Below are 17134 nucleotides of genomic sequence, written 5' to 3'. Positions count from 1 at the left end.
CGGGGTCAGGCCTTGATGTAGCGCATCACCGCCTCGCAGATCACCTGCTTTTGACGCTGCTTGACCTGCTCGTCGGCCAGGTCGATCTGGAAGATGTCGCCGAAGGTGTGGCGGTTCGACACCCGGTAGAAGCAGAACGAGCTCATCAGCATGTGCAGGTCGATCACCTCGATCCCCGGGCGGAACACGCCCTGCTCCAAGCCACGGGCGAGGATCTTGCCCAGCGCGTCGAGCACCATGCTGCTCATCTCGCGAATCACCGGCGACTGCTTGACGTATTCGCCGTAGTGGATGTTCTCGGTACAGACGATGCGCACGAAGTCGACGTTGTCGGCGTGGTGGTCGAAGGTGAACTCCACCAGGCGCTGGATCGCTTGCTCGGGCGACAGCGAGTCGAGGTCCAGGCTGTGCTCGGTCTTGCGGATGTCGCCGTAGAGCTTGACCAGGCATTCGACGTAAAGCTGCTCCTTGCTGCCGAAGTAGTAGTAGATCATGCGCTTGGAGGTGGCGGTGCGCTCGGCGATGGCATCGACCCGGGCGCCGGCCAGGCCCTGCTGGACAAACTCGGTGATGGCGGCCTGGAGAATGTTCTCGCGGGTCTTTTCCGGGTTGTTCTTGCGCGATCTGCGCAGCCCTTCGACTTCAGGCTTGGCTACCGAATCACTCATACCGACTCACAGGCTCGTTATAGGAATCCGGGCGATTATCCGTGAGCCGGGCGGTGCAGGGAAGCGTGGTGTTGTGAGCGGCTGCCGCCCCCATCGCGGGGCAAGCCCGCTCCCACGCTTCGTGCGTGATTGTCCAGCCCTAGAGGCTGCGCAGTAGTGCAAAGAACAGAACAGCAAGCATCACCAGCGTGGGAGCGGGCTTGCCCCGCGATGGGCCACTGATTCACAACACCGCCGTGCGCCCCGCCCCGCTGCGCGCCTTGGCCATCGCCGCCAGGCGCACCGCCACGTTGGCCGCGCCATACCCGGCGTAACCGCCCTTGCGCTGCAGGATCTCGAAGAAGAAGCGCCCCTCGAACGGCTCGGTGTACACATGGAACAGCTCGCCGCCCTGGGCATCGCGGTCGTACAGCACGTTGTAGTACGCCAGCTCGCTGAGGTACTCGTCATCGAACTCGAAGCGCGCCGCCAGGTCGTCGTAGTAGTTCAGCGGGATCTCCAGCAACGGCACGCCGGCCTCCTTGGCCCGGGCCACCTCGCGGAAGATATCGTCGCAGTCGAAGGCGACATGGTGCACGCCCGAGCCGCGATAACTGTCCAGGGCATGGGCGATGGCGGTGTTGCGGTTCTCCGAGATGTTCAACGGCAGGCGCAGGCTGCCGCACTGACTGCGCAGGGCACGGCTCTTGACCAGGCCATAGGGGTCGGGCAGCACCACCTCGTCGTCGGCGGTGAAATCGAACAGGCTCTTGTAGAACAGCACCCAGCTGTCCAGCGCCTCGGCCGGCAGCGCCAAGGCCATGTGGTCGATGCGCTTGAGACCGCCGCTGGCCCGGGCGTTCGGGTCCAGGTGGAAATCGGTGTCGTAGAGGGTCGGACCGTCGGCGTCCGGCTCCACCAGGTACAGCAGACTGCCATCGGGGGCGCGCACCGCCGGGATCTCGCGTTCGTTGGGGCCGACCAGGCCACGGAACGGCTGGCCGCGGTAGGCGGTGGCGCGCCGCAACGCGGCCTGGCCATCGTTCACCCGCAGCGCCGTCGCGCACAACGACGGGCCATGGGCCTCGAAGAAGTTGTGGGCAAACGAGTAAGGCTCGGCATTGAGCACGATGTTGATATCGCCCTGGCGCAACAGCCGCACCGCCTTGCTGCGGTGTTCGCCGGCCTCGGCGAAGCCCAGGCGCTTGAGCCATACGCCCAGGCGCGCACCGACCGACTCGTCGACGGCGAACTCGAGGAACTCCACGCCGTCGTAGCGGCTTGCGGCAGGTGGTGCGAGCAGCACGCCAGGCTCGACGGCCCGCGCCTCGCACTCCAGCTGAAGGCGGGTCTTCTCCTCCAGGTACAGCAGTGAACGCAAGCCGTCGGCAGCGTTTTGCCGGGGCGGTGCCGCACGGAAGCCGTCGTTGAAGATCTCCAGCGACAGCGGACCGCGATAGCCGGTGGCGAGAATCGGCGCGAGGAAGCCCGCCAGGTCCATCTCGCCCTGTCCCGGGAAGCAGCGGAAATGTCGGCTCCACTCCAGCACGTCCATGGCCAGGATCGGGGCGTCGGCCATCTGCACGAAGAAGATCTTCTCGCCGGGAATATCGCGGATACCGTTGGGGTCGCCCTTGATCGACAAGGTGTGGAAGCTGTCGAGGATCACCCCCAGCGCCGGATGATCGGCCTGGCGCACCAGGTTCCACACCTGCTGCCAGGTATTGACGTGGCGGCCCCAGGCCAAGGCCTCGTAGCCAATGCGCAGGCCCCGGTCGCCGGCATGTTCGGCGAGCAGGCGCAGGTCGTCCACCAGCAGTTGCTCCTCCCCCAGGGCATCGGGCTGGACGTTGCTGCACAGCAGCACCAGGTCGGTGCCCAGCTCCTGCATCAAGTCGAACTTGCGTTCGGCGCGGTCGAGGTTCTTGTGCAGGCGGTCGCGGCGACAACCCTCGAAATCGCGAAACGGCTGAAACAGGGTGATCGCCAGCCCCAGGTCCGCGCACATTTGGCGGATCTCGCGAGGGCTGCCGGCGTAGTACAGCAGGTCGTTCTCGAAGATCTCGACGCCGTCGAAACCCGCGGCGGCGATGGCTTCGAGTTTTTCCGGCAGGGTGCCGCTCAAGGAAACGGTGGCGATCGAACGGTGCATGGCAGGTGTTCCTTGTTATTGAGGGAGGTCTGGGCAGGTCCGGCCCTATCGCGGGGCAAGCCCGCTCCCACAGGTGTTGCGTTGTCCCTTGTAGGAGCGGGCTTGCCCCGCGAAAGGGCCAGTCCCGACAGCATCTGTCTGGCACGATCGATTATTCGCAGGTAAAGTCGCCCCGGCAACGCACTTTGTACGAAACAGTTAGTTTTTGTTCGATTACCGAACAAAACCCGTTCCGGCGAATTGATTCACCCACCCCCGTGAACAACCATGAACGCCAGTCGCAGGCCCCGCCGGCCCTTCTCGCTGCCACGCCGGTCGTTCGGCGGGCCCTGCGCTGTAACGCCCAACGTCACCACATAATAAGTTCAAGAAAACGGGTACCGACCTATGCACACCTTGCTCGCCCTGCGATCCGCACCGCCGCGTTCGTCTTCTCTCCATAGCCCCGTTGCCGTGCCCTGCGCGCGCTGACCATCCGGCCCCTGACAAGAACAACGGAGACAACATGGCCCGCTCAAGCTCCCAAGCCAAGAAAGCCACCGCCAGCGGATGGATCGGCTCTGCCCTCGAGTACTACGACTTCTTCATCTACGCCCAGGCCGCAGCGCTGATCTTCCCGCAGATCTTCTTCCCCTCCAGCGACCCGAAGATGGCCATCATCGCCTCGCTGGCCACCTACGGCGTGGGCTACCTGGCGCGCCCGATCGGCGCCTGCGTGCTCGGCCACTGGGGCGACACCCGCGGGCGCAAGAACGTGCTGCTGCTGTGCATGTTCCTGATGGGCCTGTCGACCATGGCCGTGGGCCTGCTGCCCACCTACCACGACATCGGCCTGCTGGCCCCGGCACTGCTGGTGGTGCTGCGCCTGGTCCAGGGCTTCGCCGTGGCCGGCGAGATCTCCGGGGCCAGTTCGATGATCATGGAGCACGCGCCGTTCGGGCGTCGCGGCTACTACGCCAGCTACACCCTGCAAGGCGTGCAGGCCGGCCAGGTGATGGCGGCGGCGGTGTTCCTGCCGCTGGCCTACTTCATGCCCAGCGAGGCCTTCAACGAGTGGGGCTGGCGCATTCCGTTCCTGATGAGCGCGGTGGTGCTGATCGCCGGCTTCATCATCCGCAAGGAAGTGCACGAGACCCCGGCCTTCGTCCAGGAGGAGAAGCAGGACAAGGTCGCCAAGTCGCCGATCGGCGAAGCCTTCCGCCACAGCTGGAAGCACATGGTGCTGGTGATGTTCATGGCGTTGATGAACGTGATCCCGGTGGTCGCCACCATATTCGGCGCGGCCTACGCGGTGCAGCCGGCCTATGGCATCGGCTTCGACAAGAGCGTGTACCTGTGGATCCCGGTGGTGGGCAACATCGTCGCGGTGCTGGTGATCCCCTTCGTCGGCAACCTGTCCGACCGGATCGGCCGTCGCCCGACCATGATCGCCGGCTGCCTGGGCTCGGGCCTGCTGGCCTTCGCCTACCTGTACGCGATCAGCATCCAGAACGTGCCGCTGGCCTTCGCCGCCTCGATCCTCATGTGGGGCATGGTCTACCAGGGCTACAACGCGGTGTTCCCAAGCTTCTACCCCGAGCTGTTCCACACCCGCTACCGCGTGTCGGCCATGGCCATCGCGCAGAACATCGGCACCATGATCACCGCCATGCTGCCGGCGCTGTTCGCCGCCGTGGCGCCACCGGGTTCGGAGCATATCTGGCTGGTGGTCGGCGGGCTGGCGTTCCTGGTTACCTGCGTGTGCGCCTTCGCCGCGTATCTGGCGCCGGAGACCCATCGACTGGCCATGGAAGACCTGGGCACCCCGCAAGCGCGACCGATGGATCGCGACGCCTATGAAAAAGCTCGCACGGGCACCGCGAAAGTAATGAGCCACTGAGGCCCGACCAGTCACCTGACATTATTGCCAGGTGACTGGTATTTCACAAACTGCTCTGCTGTGGGCGAGGGTTAAACCACAGGAGCAATCCGATGAAAGTGCGCAACTGGAAAACAGCGTGGGCGGGGGTATTACTGGTGATGGTCACGGTAATGTCCGCGCAGGCGGCCACGCCACTGTTCACTGTAGAAGCCGGGCAGGATACCGCCCAGTTGAAAAAGATCGCGACAGGTTACCTGGCGAGATTGTTGGCTGAACCTGCCAACGTCGAGATCAATCTGGTCAAGGTGGATGCGCAGTTGGTCAATCCACAGACCCAGGCTATCGCTGTCACGACACCCGATGGCAAAACTGCCGCGTTCCATTTACGACCCTCCAAACCCCTGAAATCCGGATTCGACAGCTGGGTGGGCTACAAGGCCTCTGAGTGGAAGAAAAAATACGCCAGCAAATCGAAGAACGAAATCGATTACGACCCGCACTACTATCTTTCCCTTGTGCGCCATCAAGACAAAGTTGTCGGTAGGCTGGTGGTCGATGGGCAGGCCTATCGGCTCGACTATATAAGCCCTGGCCAGCACGCGCTGATCAAGGTGGATGAGTCGAAGTTACCTGCAGAAGCCAAGCCGTTACTGGCACCCGGCGCCAATGAAAAGACCACCCCCTCCGACAAGATCAAACGGCCTGACTACTATCAGGTAAGTGTTCTATTGGTATCGACCAAGCCAGTTCGCGAGAGCAAGCCAAATTACAGGGAGGAACTGATTGGTGCCTTGCAGGATGCCAACCAGTATTTCGCCAATAGCAAGATCAATGTCATCTATTACCTTGCCGACATCTACGACTCCAACTACGAAGGCGACGGTAGTGACCTGGAGGCGCTGAAAAGCAAGGACACCGAGCTGGGCAGGATGGTCTGGAAATACCGCAACGCGCTGAGCGCAGACCTGGTCTCGCTGCATGGCACCTTCACCGAGTCCTGTGGCGTCGCGTACAGCTGGTCGAACAAGGAGACGGCGTACAGCGCCATCAGTTGCCCTTCGTCACTGGCCCATGTACTTGGCCAGAACTATGGCGGTACCGTTGGCTGGGACCCCGCGCCTACCAATCCACTCAACCATGGCTACAAGCACGAGACCGCCCCTGAGTTCCATACCCAGATGGTCACCGCCCACGGCGCCCTGCCCAACTTCTCCAACCCCCGGGTGGAATATCAGGGCGAGCCCATGGGTGACGCGCTGCATGACATGGCGCAGTTCATTGAGGACAACAGGGCCGAGTATGTGAGCAGCTTCTACGGCCCGCTCAGTGCCATCACCCTGACACTATTTGAACAACCGGACTCCCAGGGAAAGGAATGCTATCTTTATATTCGTTCTGGGCAACCACTGAATGTTTCCAGCGCGTGCGATGAGCAACCTGTGCGGTCCTTGTGGCTGATCAATATTGGCATCGCACAGCGACTCTGCCTCTATGACGGACCAGGAGAACGCCACGTGTGCTACACGAGAACCGCCGAAGGTGCAGATAAGGTCAGGGTCAAGAATATTGACGATTCAAAAGATGTGCCCGCTGGCTACACGCGTAGCCAGAAAGGCGGAGCACTGAATGGCGCCGTTGTAGATGTCCTGCATGGCGATAATGCTGTCCTGCTGTTTGCAGAAAAGAATTTTAAAAGCCCTATGTGTGGCTTTAGCACTTCCTATGCCGAATACCTGATAACTGAAGAAGTTGGCTGCCCTCTCGACGCGGGCGGCAAGGCACTTTCAGCGCGGATCTTCTCCCATTCACCAGACGGTAGCACACCCACTCACTACTGGACATTCTATAACGAAGACCGTAGCCGGAAATTAAACTTCAAAGGCCCGCTCAAGGGTAAATTCGGGATAGCCGACTTCGATTCCCCCGATGGTATTCCAGCCACTATCGAGAGGACTCAGACAGGCGGTGCCATGAACGGTAACGTGTACCGCTTCAAGTTCGACAATCTCCCGCCCAATTAAACGGAGCTCGAACGCGCCAAGTCATCGAAGGCGGTGGGGTCGCTACGCGGCCCGCTGCCTTCAATCAGGCAACCGATACCGCTCGGCAAAGTACTGCCGAAAAAACTCCACCGCCACCCGCACCTTGGCCGAGCCGGCCAAGGGCGCGGTATACACCGCCCAGATGTCCGCCGCCTGCTGGTAATCCGGCAGCACCTGCACCAGCCGCCCCTCGGCGATGCTGTCGTGCACGTCCCACCACGAGCGCAGCAGGATGCCGCGCCCGTCCAGGCACCACTGGTGCGCCACCTCGCCATGGTTGCTCGACAGCCCACCGGTCACCCGCACGCTTTCCTCGCCCTGCGGCCCCTCCAGGTGCCATAGCCCGAACGGGTGGTCGCGCTCCTTGATCACCAGGCAGTCATGGCTGGCCAGGTCCGCCAGCACCCGCGGCGTGCCGTGCTCGGCCAGGTACGCAGGCGCCGCGCACAGCACCCGGCGGTTGCGCGCCAGGGGCTTGGCGATCAGGTGCGGGGCGATCACGTTGCCCACGCGGATGTCCAGGTCGACGCCTTCGGCGATCAGGTCCACCAGGCAATCGTGCACATCCAGGCGAATGTCCAGGCGCGGGTAGCGCGCCGCCAGTTCCGACAGCGCCGGCGCCACGAAGCGCCGGCCCAGGCCCAGGCTGCTGGCGATGCGCAACTGCCCGACCGGCTCGCGCTGGCCGGCGTTGAGGTCGTCGTCCATGCGTTGCAGGGTCTCGAAGATCTGCTGCGCCCACTGGTACACCCGCTCACCCTCCTCGCTCACCGTCACCCGCCGGGTGGTGCGGTGCAGCAGGCGCACGCCAAGGCTGTCCTCCAGCAGGCGGATGCGCTTGCTGACGAACGCCGCCGACATGCCGCGTTCGTCGGCCACCGCGGCAAAGCTGGCGCGGCGGGCCACCTGCAGGAAGATGTCGAGGTCGTCCAGGTTCGGCAGATTATTCACGATTCGTGCACCAAGAATTAATGGATTGCCGGATTATCTCCGAATCACAGCCTTATAGCATGGCCGCATCTTCCCTGAACACGAGAGCCGCACCATGACCAAGACCTTCAAGATCGCCGCCATTCCCGGTGACGGCATCGGTAACGAAGTCCTCCCCGAAGGCCTGCGCGTGGTCGAGGCCGCCGCCCGCAAGCACGGCCTGAACCTTGAGTTCGAGTTCTTCGAGTGGGCCAGCTGCGACTACTATCTGGCCCACGGCAAGATGATGCCCGACGACTGGTTCGACCAGCTCAAGGGCTTCGACGCCCTGTACTTCGGCGCCGTCGGCTGGCCGGACAAGGTCCCGGACCATATCTCGCTGTGGGGATCCTTGCTCAAGTTCCGCCGCGATTTCGACCAGTACGTGAACATCCGCCCGGTGCGCCTGTTCCCCGGCGTGCCCTGCCCGCTGGCGAACAAGCAGCCCGGCGACATCGACTTCGTGGTGATCCGCGAGAACACCGAGGGTGAATATTCGTCCTTGGGCGGGCGCATGTTCGAAGGCACCGACAACGAGTTCGTGCTGCAGGAGTCGGTGTTCACCCGCCGTGGCGTGGACCGCATCCTCAAGTACGCCTTCGACGTGGCGCAGACCCGCGAGCGCAAGCACGTCACCTCGGCGACCAAGTCCAACGGCATGGCCGTGAGCATGCCCTACTGGGACGAGCGCACCGCCGCCATGGCCGCCCACTACCCCGAGATCAGCTGGGACAAACAGCACATCGACATCCTCTGCGCCCGTTTCGTGCTGCAGCCGGAGCGCTTCGACGTGGTGGTGGCCTCCAACCTGTTCGGTGACATCCTCTCCGACCTCGGCCCGGCCTGCGCCGGCACCATCGGCATCGCGCCGTCGGCCAACCTCAACCCCGAACGCAAGTTCCCGTCGCTGTTCGAGCCGGTGCACGGTTCGGCGCCGGACATCTACGGCCAGAACATCGCCAACCCGATCGCGATGATCTGGTCCGGCGCGCTGATGCTCGAGTTCCTCGGCCAGGCCGGCAACGACGCCCGCTACCAGGCAGCCCACGACGACATTCTCAAGGCCATCGAGACAGTGATCGCCAACGGTGACACCACCCGCGACATGGGCGGCAGCCGCTCGACCCAGGAAGTGGGCAAGGCCATCGCCGAGCTGCTCGGGGCCTGAGTCGGCGTCAGGTCATCGCGGGGCAAGCCCGCTCCTACAAAGAAGCAATGCGTCTTTCCGTGCGTGGGAGCGGGCTTTCCCGCGATAGCGCCAGCCCGGACAACACCCAACCATCCGGATTGTCCGACGATCCTATTGCCACCCACTTCGATTCAATGCAGAATCTGTAAACCAAAAGATAATTGTTATCCAGCAGTTAACAGAAAGGACAACCTAGCCTCGATACGGACTTCCCCTACGCCTGACGCCTACTACAAAAAAAATGCTCCAGGAGACAATTGATGTCCCCCAATAACAAAAAGATCGACGTGTTCCTGATCGCCGTGAGCCTGTTGGCCGTGCTGCTCACCGTGATCGGCCTTGCTGCCTTCCCCGCCCAGGCCGAAAGCCTGGCCAACCAGCTGTTCGAGGTGGCCACCCGCACCTTCGGCACCAGCGTCCAGGTGCTGGTGTTCGGCAGCTCCCTGGCCGTGCTGTACCTGGCCTTCAGCAAGTACGGCAACATCCGCCTGGGCGCCGGCAAGCCGGAGTACTCCACCACCACCTGGGTGTTCATGTTCATCTGCGCCGGCATGGGTTCCTCGACCCTGTACTGGGGCGTGATGGAATGGGCCTACTACTACCAGACCCCGGGCCTGAACATCGCGCCGATGTCGGCCAAGGCCCTGGAGTACAGCGTCAGCTACTCGTTCTTCCACTGGGGCATCAGCGCCTGGTCGATCTACGCCCTGGCCTCCCTGGCCATGGCCTATCACTTCCACGTGCGCAAGAAGAGCGGCCTGAACCTGGCCTCGATCATCGAGGCGGTCACCGGTTTCAAGGCCACCGGCCCCGTCGGACGCGCCGTCGACCTGATCTTCCTGCTGACCATGATGGGCGCGCTGACCGTGTCGCTGGCGCTCACCGCCTCGACCCTGACCCGTGGTCTTGCCGACCTGGCCGGCACCCCCAACACCTTCACCGTGCAACTGCTGGTGATTGGCGCCGTGGCGCTGCTGTTCTCGCTGAGTTCGTACATCGGCATCGACGGTGGCCTGCAGCGCCTGTCGAAGATGGTCTGCATCGGTGCCCTGGTGTTCGCCGCCATCGTCCTGCTGGTCGGCCCGACCCAGTTCACCCTGAACAACACCGCCAATTCCATCGGCCTGATGCTGCAGCACTACGTGCAGATGAGCCTGTTCACCGACCCGGCCGGCGACGGCGCCTTCACCCGCAACTGGACGGTGTTCTACTGGCTATGGTGGGTGTCCTACGCGCCGGGCGTGGCCATGTTCGTCGCCCGCGTCTCGCGTGGCCGACTGATCAAGGAAGTGGTGTTCGCCCTGCTGCTGGGTGGCAGCTTCGGTTGCTGGTTCTTCTTCGGCGCGCTGGAAAGCTACAGCATGCACCAGTTCATCAACGGCCAGATCGACGTGCCCAAGCTGCTCGGCACCCTCGGTGGCGAAGCGGCGGTGACCGATCTCCTGCTGGCCCTGCCATGGGGCACGCTGTTCCTCGCCGCGTACCTGTTCATCATGGCGGTGTTCTGCGCCTCGCACATGGACGCCGCCGCCTACGCCGTGGCCGCCACCAGCACCCGCAACCTGCGCGAGGGCGAGGACCCGAGCCCGACCCTGCGCCTGTTCTGGTGCGTGGTGCTGACCCTGGTGCCGCTGGCCATGCTGTTCGCCAAGGCCTCGCTGTCGACCATGAAGACCGCCGTGGTGCTCACCGCGATCCCGTTCATGGTGATCCTGCTGGTGAAGATCTACGGCTTCTTCAAGTGGCTGGCGGCCGACTACGGCCAGGTGCCGGCGTACCGCATCGAGGAAGAGGCCACCCGCCTGGCCGGCGAGGAGCCCCAAGAGCAAGCGCCTCGCAGCGCGGCGGCGGTGCACTGAGTCTGGATTTGTCGTGGGAGCGGGCTTGCCCCGCGATATGGGCTGCCATCGCTATCGCGGGGCAAGCCCGCTCCCACGCCAGCAAAACCTGACACAAAATTTTTTGCCCAGCTTGTTAACCAACAGATACGTGTTAACCAATAAGAACCGAGATAGAGCCATGAACGATTTCAAACGCCTGCCCGCCGACTTCTGTGCCAACCCCGAAGAGGCCTTCACCCTCCCGGCAAAGTTCTACACCCAGGCCGCCGTCTTCGAGCACGAGAAGGAAGCGATCTTCGCCCGCAGCTGGATCTGCGTCGGCCACCGCAGCGAAGTCGCCGAAAAAAACGCCTACATCACCCGCCAGGTGATCGGTGAGAGCATCATCGTCGTGCGTGGCCGCGACGACGTGCTGCGCGCCTTCTACAACGTCTGCCCGCACCGCGGCCACCAGCTGCTCGAAGGCAGCGGCAAGGCCAAGAACGTCATCACCTGCCCGTACCACGCCTGGACCTTCAAGCTCGACGGCGAACTGGCCCACGCGCGCAACTGCGAGAACGTGGCCAACTTCGACAAGGACAACTCCACGCTTGTGCAGTTGCGCGTCGAAGAGTACGCCGGCTTCATCTTCATCAACATGGACAACGACGCCGGTTCCGTCGAAGACCAGCTGCCCGGCATGCAAAAACGCATGCGCGAGGCCTGCGCGGTGATCGACGACCTGCACCTGGCCGCGCGCTTCGTCAGCGACACCCCGGCCAACTGGAAGTCGATCGTCGACAACTACCTCGAGTGCTACCACTGCGCCCCGGCCCACCCCGGCTTCTCCGACTCGGTGGACGTCGGCCAGTACAGCCACAGCCTGCACGGCAACTGGACCCTGCAGTACGGCCTGGCCAAGCCGTCGGAGCAGTCGTTCAAGTTCGATGAAACGGTCAAGGATCCGTCCTTCGCCGGCTTCTGGGCCTGGCCGTGCACCATGTTCAACGTACCGCCAGGGGCCAACTTCATGACCGTGATCTACGAGTTCCCGGTCGATGCCGAGACCACCCTGCAGCACTACGACATCTACTTCCTCAACAAGGACCTCAGCGAGGAGCAGCACAAGCTGATCGACTGGTACCGCGAAGTGTTCCGCCCCGAGGACCTGCGCCTGGTCGAGAGCGTGCAGAAGGGCCTGAAGTCCCGCGGCTACCGCGGCCAGGGCCGGATCATGGTCGATTCGCAGCGCAGCGGCGTAAGCGAGCACGGCATCGCCCACTTCCACAACCTGATCGCCGTCGCCCACCTGGACGACTGAACACGCTCCCCGCCCCGCGCCAGGGCCTGGCGCGGGGCTTCGTTGTCGAGGTACGCCATGGCCAAGCAATACGAAATGTTCAAGGTGCGCGTGACCGACGTGGAACAGGCCACGCCGCAGATCAAGCGCTTCACCCTGGCCCGCGCCGACGGCGCCGCCCTGCCCGCCTTCAGCGGCGGCAGCCATGTCATCGTGCAGATGCAGTCGGCCTGCGGCAGCCAGTTCAGCAATGCCTACTCGCTGATGAGCGACCCGCGCCAGTTGCACAGCTACCAGATCGGCGTGCGCCTGGAGGAGCAGTCCAAGGGCGGTTCGGCGTTCATGCACCAGCAGGTCGAGGTGGGCAGCGAGCTGACCATTTCCACCCCCAACAACCTGTTCGCCCTCGACCCAAGCGCCGGGCGCCATGTGCTGATCGCCGGCGGCATCGGCATCACCCCGTTCCTGGCGCAACTGCACGAGCTCGAAGGCGGCAGCACCCCCTACGAGCTGCACTACGCCTTCCGCGCCCCCGAGCACGGCGCCTTCCAGGGCGACCTGGCGCAAGGCCCGCATGCCGGCAACACCCACTTCTATATCGACAGCCTGGAGCGCAAGCTCGACCTCGCCGCGCTGTGCGCGGGGCTGGCCGATGACGCCCATCTCTATGTGTGCGGGCCCAAGCCGCTGATCGACGCGGTGATCGCCAGCGCCGCCGCCGCCGGCATCGCCGAGTCCCGCGTGCATTGGGAACAGTTCGCCGCCGCCGCGCCGGCCACAGGCTCGGCGTTCACCGTGGTACTGGCGCGCTCCGGCACCGAACTGGCCGTCGAGGAAGGCATGACCATTCTCCAGGCCATCGAGAAATCCAAGGCCGCCAAGGTCGAGTGCCTGTGCCGCGAAGGCGTGTGCGGCACCTGCGAGACGGCGATCCTCGAAGGCGAGGCCGAGCATTTCGACCAGTACCTGAGCGACGAGGAGAAAGCCTCGCAACAGACCATGATGCTGTGCGTCTCGCGGGCGCGCTCGGCGCGGTTGGTGCTGGATCTCTGAGGCTCGGCGGCGGATCGCCTGCCCGCGCGGGTTCGCCGGTGAGATGTAACTGAATACTGCCAATAAGCGCTGAAAGGGAAAATCAGAGAAACGTCCTACGCGGATTTGGGAAGCCCTGTCGACCACCCACAATCCGTTCCTCGCTAGTGTTTCAGGTCTGCGTAACGTCGCCCGTGGCTGGCTGCAACAGCCACGGGCTCGGTACTAACACACCTGCATGAACAGCTTCGCTGAGGACATCGGATGTTCGACTTCAACAAATTGCTCGAAATCACTCGGCAGAACTGCGAGGCCCTGGAAGCCCCCTTCGCCAGCGGGCCCGCCGTCCATTGCACGCGCACCTTCACCATCCTGCCCCTGCGCTATGCGGCCGTTGGCGGCACTACCGGCCAGCGCCTGCGCTTGCCAACCCTGCCCGATCACCTGCGCCATCCCTACAGCGTTGCCACGCTCCAGCATGCCGACTATGCCATCCGGCCACTGCGCCAAGGCTTCCTGTACGTCATGGAGAAACGCAAGCGCAGCGGGCAGCACAGCCTGCACCCGCCCTATCGCATTGCGGCGAACGGTTCATTGTCGCTGGTTGCCCCCGGGCAGTCCGAGCCGGACGCCACAGACGCCCACACCCTGCGCGACATGATTCGCAACACGGCCTTGGCGTTCAACGTCCATGACCTCGAAGACCTGGCTGAGCTGCGCCTGTTCTACAGCCCCGACCCGTTGACCGAAGCGGCCCAGCAGCAACTGCTGCGTCGACGCGACAGGCTGCCGGCCGTGGATGTCGCCGCCTTCACCGGCCTTGGCTGCCCGACGCCCAGGCCTTATGTGCTGCGCCATGACCAACTGGACCTGGTCGCCGATTTCGCTGCGGAAACCGACAGCTCATTGCGCAAGCTGCTGGACAACCAGCTGTTCAGTGAAACCAGCGTCCATTCGCTGACGGCGGCCCGGTACATGCTGGGCCCGGTTGCGGGCAAACCCGAGGCCCGTGGTATCGCGGTGGTGGTGGAGGATGCCATCGGCATCACCCAGCAACTCAATGCCTGGCGCAACGCGGGCATGGAACACCTGAAGGATTGGCTGCAAGCCTCGGAGTCGGTCGCGGGAAAACCCGGCCCCAGCAACGAGCGCAAGGTGCTGGTCGCCCAGGCCTTCACCGAACTGCATCAGCAATTCAGTGAGCGCAAGGTCGCCGCGCTGGTCGACCGTCACAAAGAGGCCATGCGCGCCCACCTCGCCGGTGCCGATCAGGGCGCCAACCCGCAGATGGCCGCCTGGTGGGCGCAGGCCAAGGAAGGCATTCTCGACACCGCAGGCGCACTCAGGCGCCAGGACCTTGAGGCCCGGGCGAACAACGGCGAGTTCGCCCGGCAGTTCGAAGCGCGTTACCTGCCACACGTCGACCTCAAGGCCATGCATGACCAGCTTGCCTGGTTCGAATCCCACGGCCTCGAAGCGCAGCGCCTGGCCGACGTGCGGGCCGACGACCATCTCGTCTGGCTGCAATCTGAGCAACTGCTCGCGGCCCTGGCCTACTACGACGAGAACGACCTGCGCAGCGGCCTGTGCTTCGCTCACCAGACCGGGCTCAGCGTGGTCGGCATGGAGGGCGTGTCAGCCGGAGCGCGGCTGCTCGCCCAGTGGTGGCATGCCGACACGCTGACGCCCGACAACCTGGCCCTGCGCTCGTTCGTCTTCAACCAGCGCGCCATTGCCGAGGTACTGGAGCAGACACGCCAGGCACTGCAAGCACTGCCGCCGGAATACGATCACTGGCAGCAGGTGGACACTTCACTCAAGTACGCCAAGGAACTCGCCTCGCAGTTCAGCCGGGTGGACGGCCACCTCGACCAGCTGGCCCAGCACAGCGCCCTCAACACCGCCGGCGCCTTGGCCTGGCTGGGTCAACTGGGGCGCCAGAGCCTGCAGGCCGGTGCCCCCGGCAACATGGATCGCCTGCTGTACCGGCGCCTGGGCACTTACCTGATTGCCTCGCTGGGCGAGCAAGCCATCAACCTGCGCCTGAGTGAACACGCACTCGAGGGTGACACCCCCTCGCGAGGACGGGTGGCCGCCCCCATGGTCCGACGCCTTGATCGCGCCTACGTGGAGACGTTGCAGGGCGCTCACGCTCATTCGTTCTATCGGCTTCGGCTGGCCAGTGGACTGCTCCTGCTGGAGGCGGGGCTGCTCCTGTTGCAGGGGCAGCGGGATGACAAGGACCGGCGTTTCTGGAGCGAGGTGGTGGCCGCAGGATTGGCCAGTGCGGCGGCGGGGTTCGAGTTACTGGCAGTGGGGACGGAACAGACCCTGCTGGGCGTCGGGCGGAGCAGCGCGATTGCACGGGGAGCGGACATCAGCCTGGGGCGCTATCGGCTGTGGGGGGCGGGATTGGCGACGGTGGGCGGCGTTGTCAGTATTGCGTGGGACGTTTCAGATGCGAGAGAAGCCACCGCTCGATCTAAATCATTGCTGGCTACGACTTATTGGCTGCGAGCTGGATCTACGATCGCCCTCCTTTGGGGGCAGGGAGGAATAGCATTTTCGCAGGCAAGTGCGCTTTTCCAGTGGCTATCAATCAGCGCAACCAGTGAAAAAACCAGCAGATTACTTACTACTCTTTCCACACTTTCTGCAAAGCTGGCAGCCAACCGTACTGCCATGATGTTTCTGAGCCGCTTAAGCTGGATAGGCGGCGCTATCGTACTCGGCACCACTATAACCTTACTCATTATCGATGATGATGCATTGGAAAAGTGGTGTAGCAAATGCTGCTTCCGCCTTAAAGCATCAGACAAAGGATACATGAAGGACACTGAAGAGCTAGAAGCCTTATTCAGCGCCATGAGCGAGGTTATATAGTGTATTTTTTTGAATGGCTTTCATGGCTTGCTGCCATTGACCCAAAAGAAGAGCGCGAAGCCTTTGAGAAACAGAACAAGACTATAAAAAAGAGAATAATTTATGAAAGCGAAGAAGAAGAAGAAATTGCAGCCGCAAAAAAATCAGCATGCGACGCCCCAAAAAGTCGGGGGCCAGTCTACGTATTCAACGAGAACGTACTCGAAATGCGCAGCGGTATGTGGGAAGATAAGCGCGGACTAATCAGCATATTATCTCTCACAGTAATAATGATGATAATCAGCGGACTAGAAATTGCTTTCAACTCGATAAAAACCTTAATCGACCTTGCTTCTGATTATCAAGGAGAACCGTATGGTGAAAGGCTATATTTAGCACTTTTCTTTCTTAGCACAACCCTTTGTATCTTGTGGTTTTATCTGAAATATGGTTTGCGTTTCACACGTTTTGAAATGTTCACGTCACGCCACTTGTTGATACGTTTCAACCGCATCACCCAGCAGGTCTACCTCCACCGCCCTGCCTACTGTGGTGGAATCGTCACGCTCCCGTGGAACGGTGTATCGTCCAGCGGCGCGGATAAAAAATCTACCATAGCAAGTGGTGTGGGTCTCCCGTTGGCGCTCACATGGTCGTCCGCCTTCACCGGCACACTACGTACCGAACTGATCTGGGTAGGCAAGTCCGCGAACAATTTCGCGGAGCTTCAAGCCGAATGGGAGTTTATCCGTCGCTTCATGGATGAAGGTCCAGAAGGACTGCCACGCCCCCACATCACCTCGCACTTCCCCTGGCCTTGGCAAGCCTTCACGCCTCAGTTCGAAGGTCTGACCCACTACTTCCGCAGTTCCCCACGCGTCCTCAAATGCGGCCTGCTACTGCTCTCTCCTGCCTTCCTGATCATCGGAACAGGCCACTGGGTGAGTCTCCTACTGTGCTGGAAGCCTCGATGGCCCAGGGTCATCCGTGAAGCCGGCCTGCCGGGAAAACCCGTCCCGGCAGTGACCACCGTTGACGATTACCCACCCCATATCCAGGAGAGGCTGCGGGAAAACGCCTACCTCTGGGCCATACGCCCTGGCAAACGGCCGGAGAGAAAACCCCGTGCCTCTAAACGTCGGCCCAAGAGCCCAAGTCAAACTCCCGATATCGAGAAGGATACGCCCCATGGGGTCGACAGTATCGGTCAGCCCTAGAGCCAGGCTGACCTCGGCCAACATGGAGGGCGTCGCAGCCAGG

Annotated in this window: 11 protein-coding genes; 8 read left to right on the top strand and 3 right to left on the bottom strand. The window is 62.7% G+C overall.

Annotation, left to right across the window (positions count from 1 at the left end; genetic code table 11):
* Positions 1-5: 5 nt before the first annotated feature.
* The gene (locus K2O50_RS10595; protein WP_050706141.1) at positions 6-668 is read right to left on the bottom strand and encodes a TetR/AcrR family transcriptional regulator; all 663 of its coding nucleotides are present in this window, start codon (positions 666-668) and stop codon (positions 6-8) included.
* A 223-nt stretch (positions 669-891) separates the two neighbouring features.
* The gene (quiC, locus tag K2O50_RS10590) at positions 892-2799 is read right to left on the bottom strand and encodes a 3-dehydroshikimate dehydratase QuiC (protein ID WP_050706142.1); all 1908 of its coding nucleotides are present in this window, start codon (positions 2797-2799) and stop codon (positions 892-894) included.
* A 505-nt stretch (positions 2800-3304) separates the two neighbouring features.
* On the opposite strand from quiC, the gene K2O50_RS10585 reads away from it, so the two are divergent.
* Entirely contained in the window at positions 3305-4678 is a 1374-nt protein-coding gene (locus tag K2O50_RS10585; RefSeq protein ID WP_050706143.1) for an MFS transporter, read from the top strand.
* Positions 4679-4770: 92 nt separating this feature from the next.
* The gene (locus K2O50_RS10580; protein ID WP_050706144.1) at positions 4771-6681 is read left to right on the top strand and encodes a hypothetical protein; all 1911 of its coding nucleotides are present in this window, start codon (positions 4771-4773) and stop codon (positions 6679-6681) included.
* Between the two features lie 60 nt (positions 6682-6741).
* Here the strand turns inward: K2O50_RS10580 and K2O50_RS10575 are convergent, their stop codons facing one another.
* On the bottom strand, positions 6742-7653 hold the full coding sequence (locus K2O50_RS10575) for a LysR substrate-binding domain-containing protein (RefSeq protein WP_050706145.1): 912 nt from the start codon (positions 7651-7653) through the stop codon (positions 6742-6744).
* 94 nt (positions 7654-7747) lie between these two features.
* Between K2O50_RS10575 and K2O50_RS10570 the strand changes: the two genes are divergently transcribed.
* The 6 genes from K2O50_RS10570 (at position 7748) to K2O50_RS10545 (ending at position 17091) form a co-directional block, all read left to right on the top strand.
* Positions 7748-8839: a tartrate dehydrogenase gene (locus K2O50_RS10570; protein ID WP_050706146.1), complete on the top strand. Its 1092-nt coding sequence runs from the start codon at positions 7748-7750 to the stop codon at positions 8837-8839.
* 281 nt (positions 8840-9120) lie between these two features.
* On the top strand, positions 9121-10719 hold the full coding sequence (locus tag K2O50_RS10565; protein WP_050706147.1) for a BCCT family transporter: 1599 nt from the start codon (positions 9121-9123) through the stop codon (positions 10717-10719).
* Between the two features lie 160 nt (positions 10720-10879).
* Positions 10880-12001 carry an aromatic ring-hydroxylating dioxygenase subunit alpha gene (locus K2O50_RS10560; RefSeq protein ID WP_050706148.1) on the top strand — a complete coding sequence of 374 codons (1122 nt, stop codon included), beginning with the start codon at positions 10880-10882 and terminating at the stop codon, positions 11999-12001.
* Between the two features lie 57 nt (positions 12002-12058).
* Positions 12059-13033, top strand: coding sequence for a PDR/VanB family oxidoreductase (locus tag K2O50_RS10555; protein WP_050706149.1), 975 nt, complete (start codon positions 12059-12061; stop codon positions 13031-13033).
* Between the two features lie 243 nt (positions 13034-13276).
* Positions 13277-15895 carry a T6SS effector BTH_I2691 family protein gene (locus tag K2O50_RS10550; protein ID WP_050706150.1) on the top strand — a complete coding sequence of 873 codons (2619 nt, stop codon included), beginning with the start codon at positions 13277-13279 and terminating at the stop codon, positions 15893-15895.
* Positions 15895-17091, top strand: a complete 1197-nt coding sequence (locus K2O50_RS10545) for a DUF6708 domain-containing protein (protein WP_082337772.1) — start codon at positions 15895-15897, stop codon at positions 17089-17091. Before K2O50_RS10550 ends, K2O50_RS10545 begins: the two co-directional genes overlap by 1 nt.
* Positions 17092-17134 lie beyond the last annotated feature (43 nt).

Origin of the sequence: Pseudomonas sp. 2hn, assembly GCF_019646095.1 — a bacterium.
Lineage (GTDB): Bacteria > Pseudomonadota > Gammaproteobacteria > Pseudomonadales > Pseudomonadaceae > Aquipseudomonas > Aquipseudomonas peradeniyensis.
The sequence above is the reverse complement of the archived record's forward strand: the minus strand, read 5'-3'. Positions and strand labels throughout refer to the sequence as shown.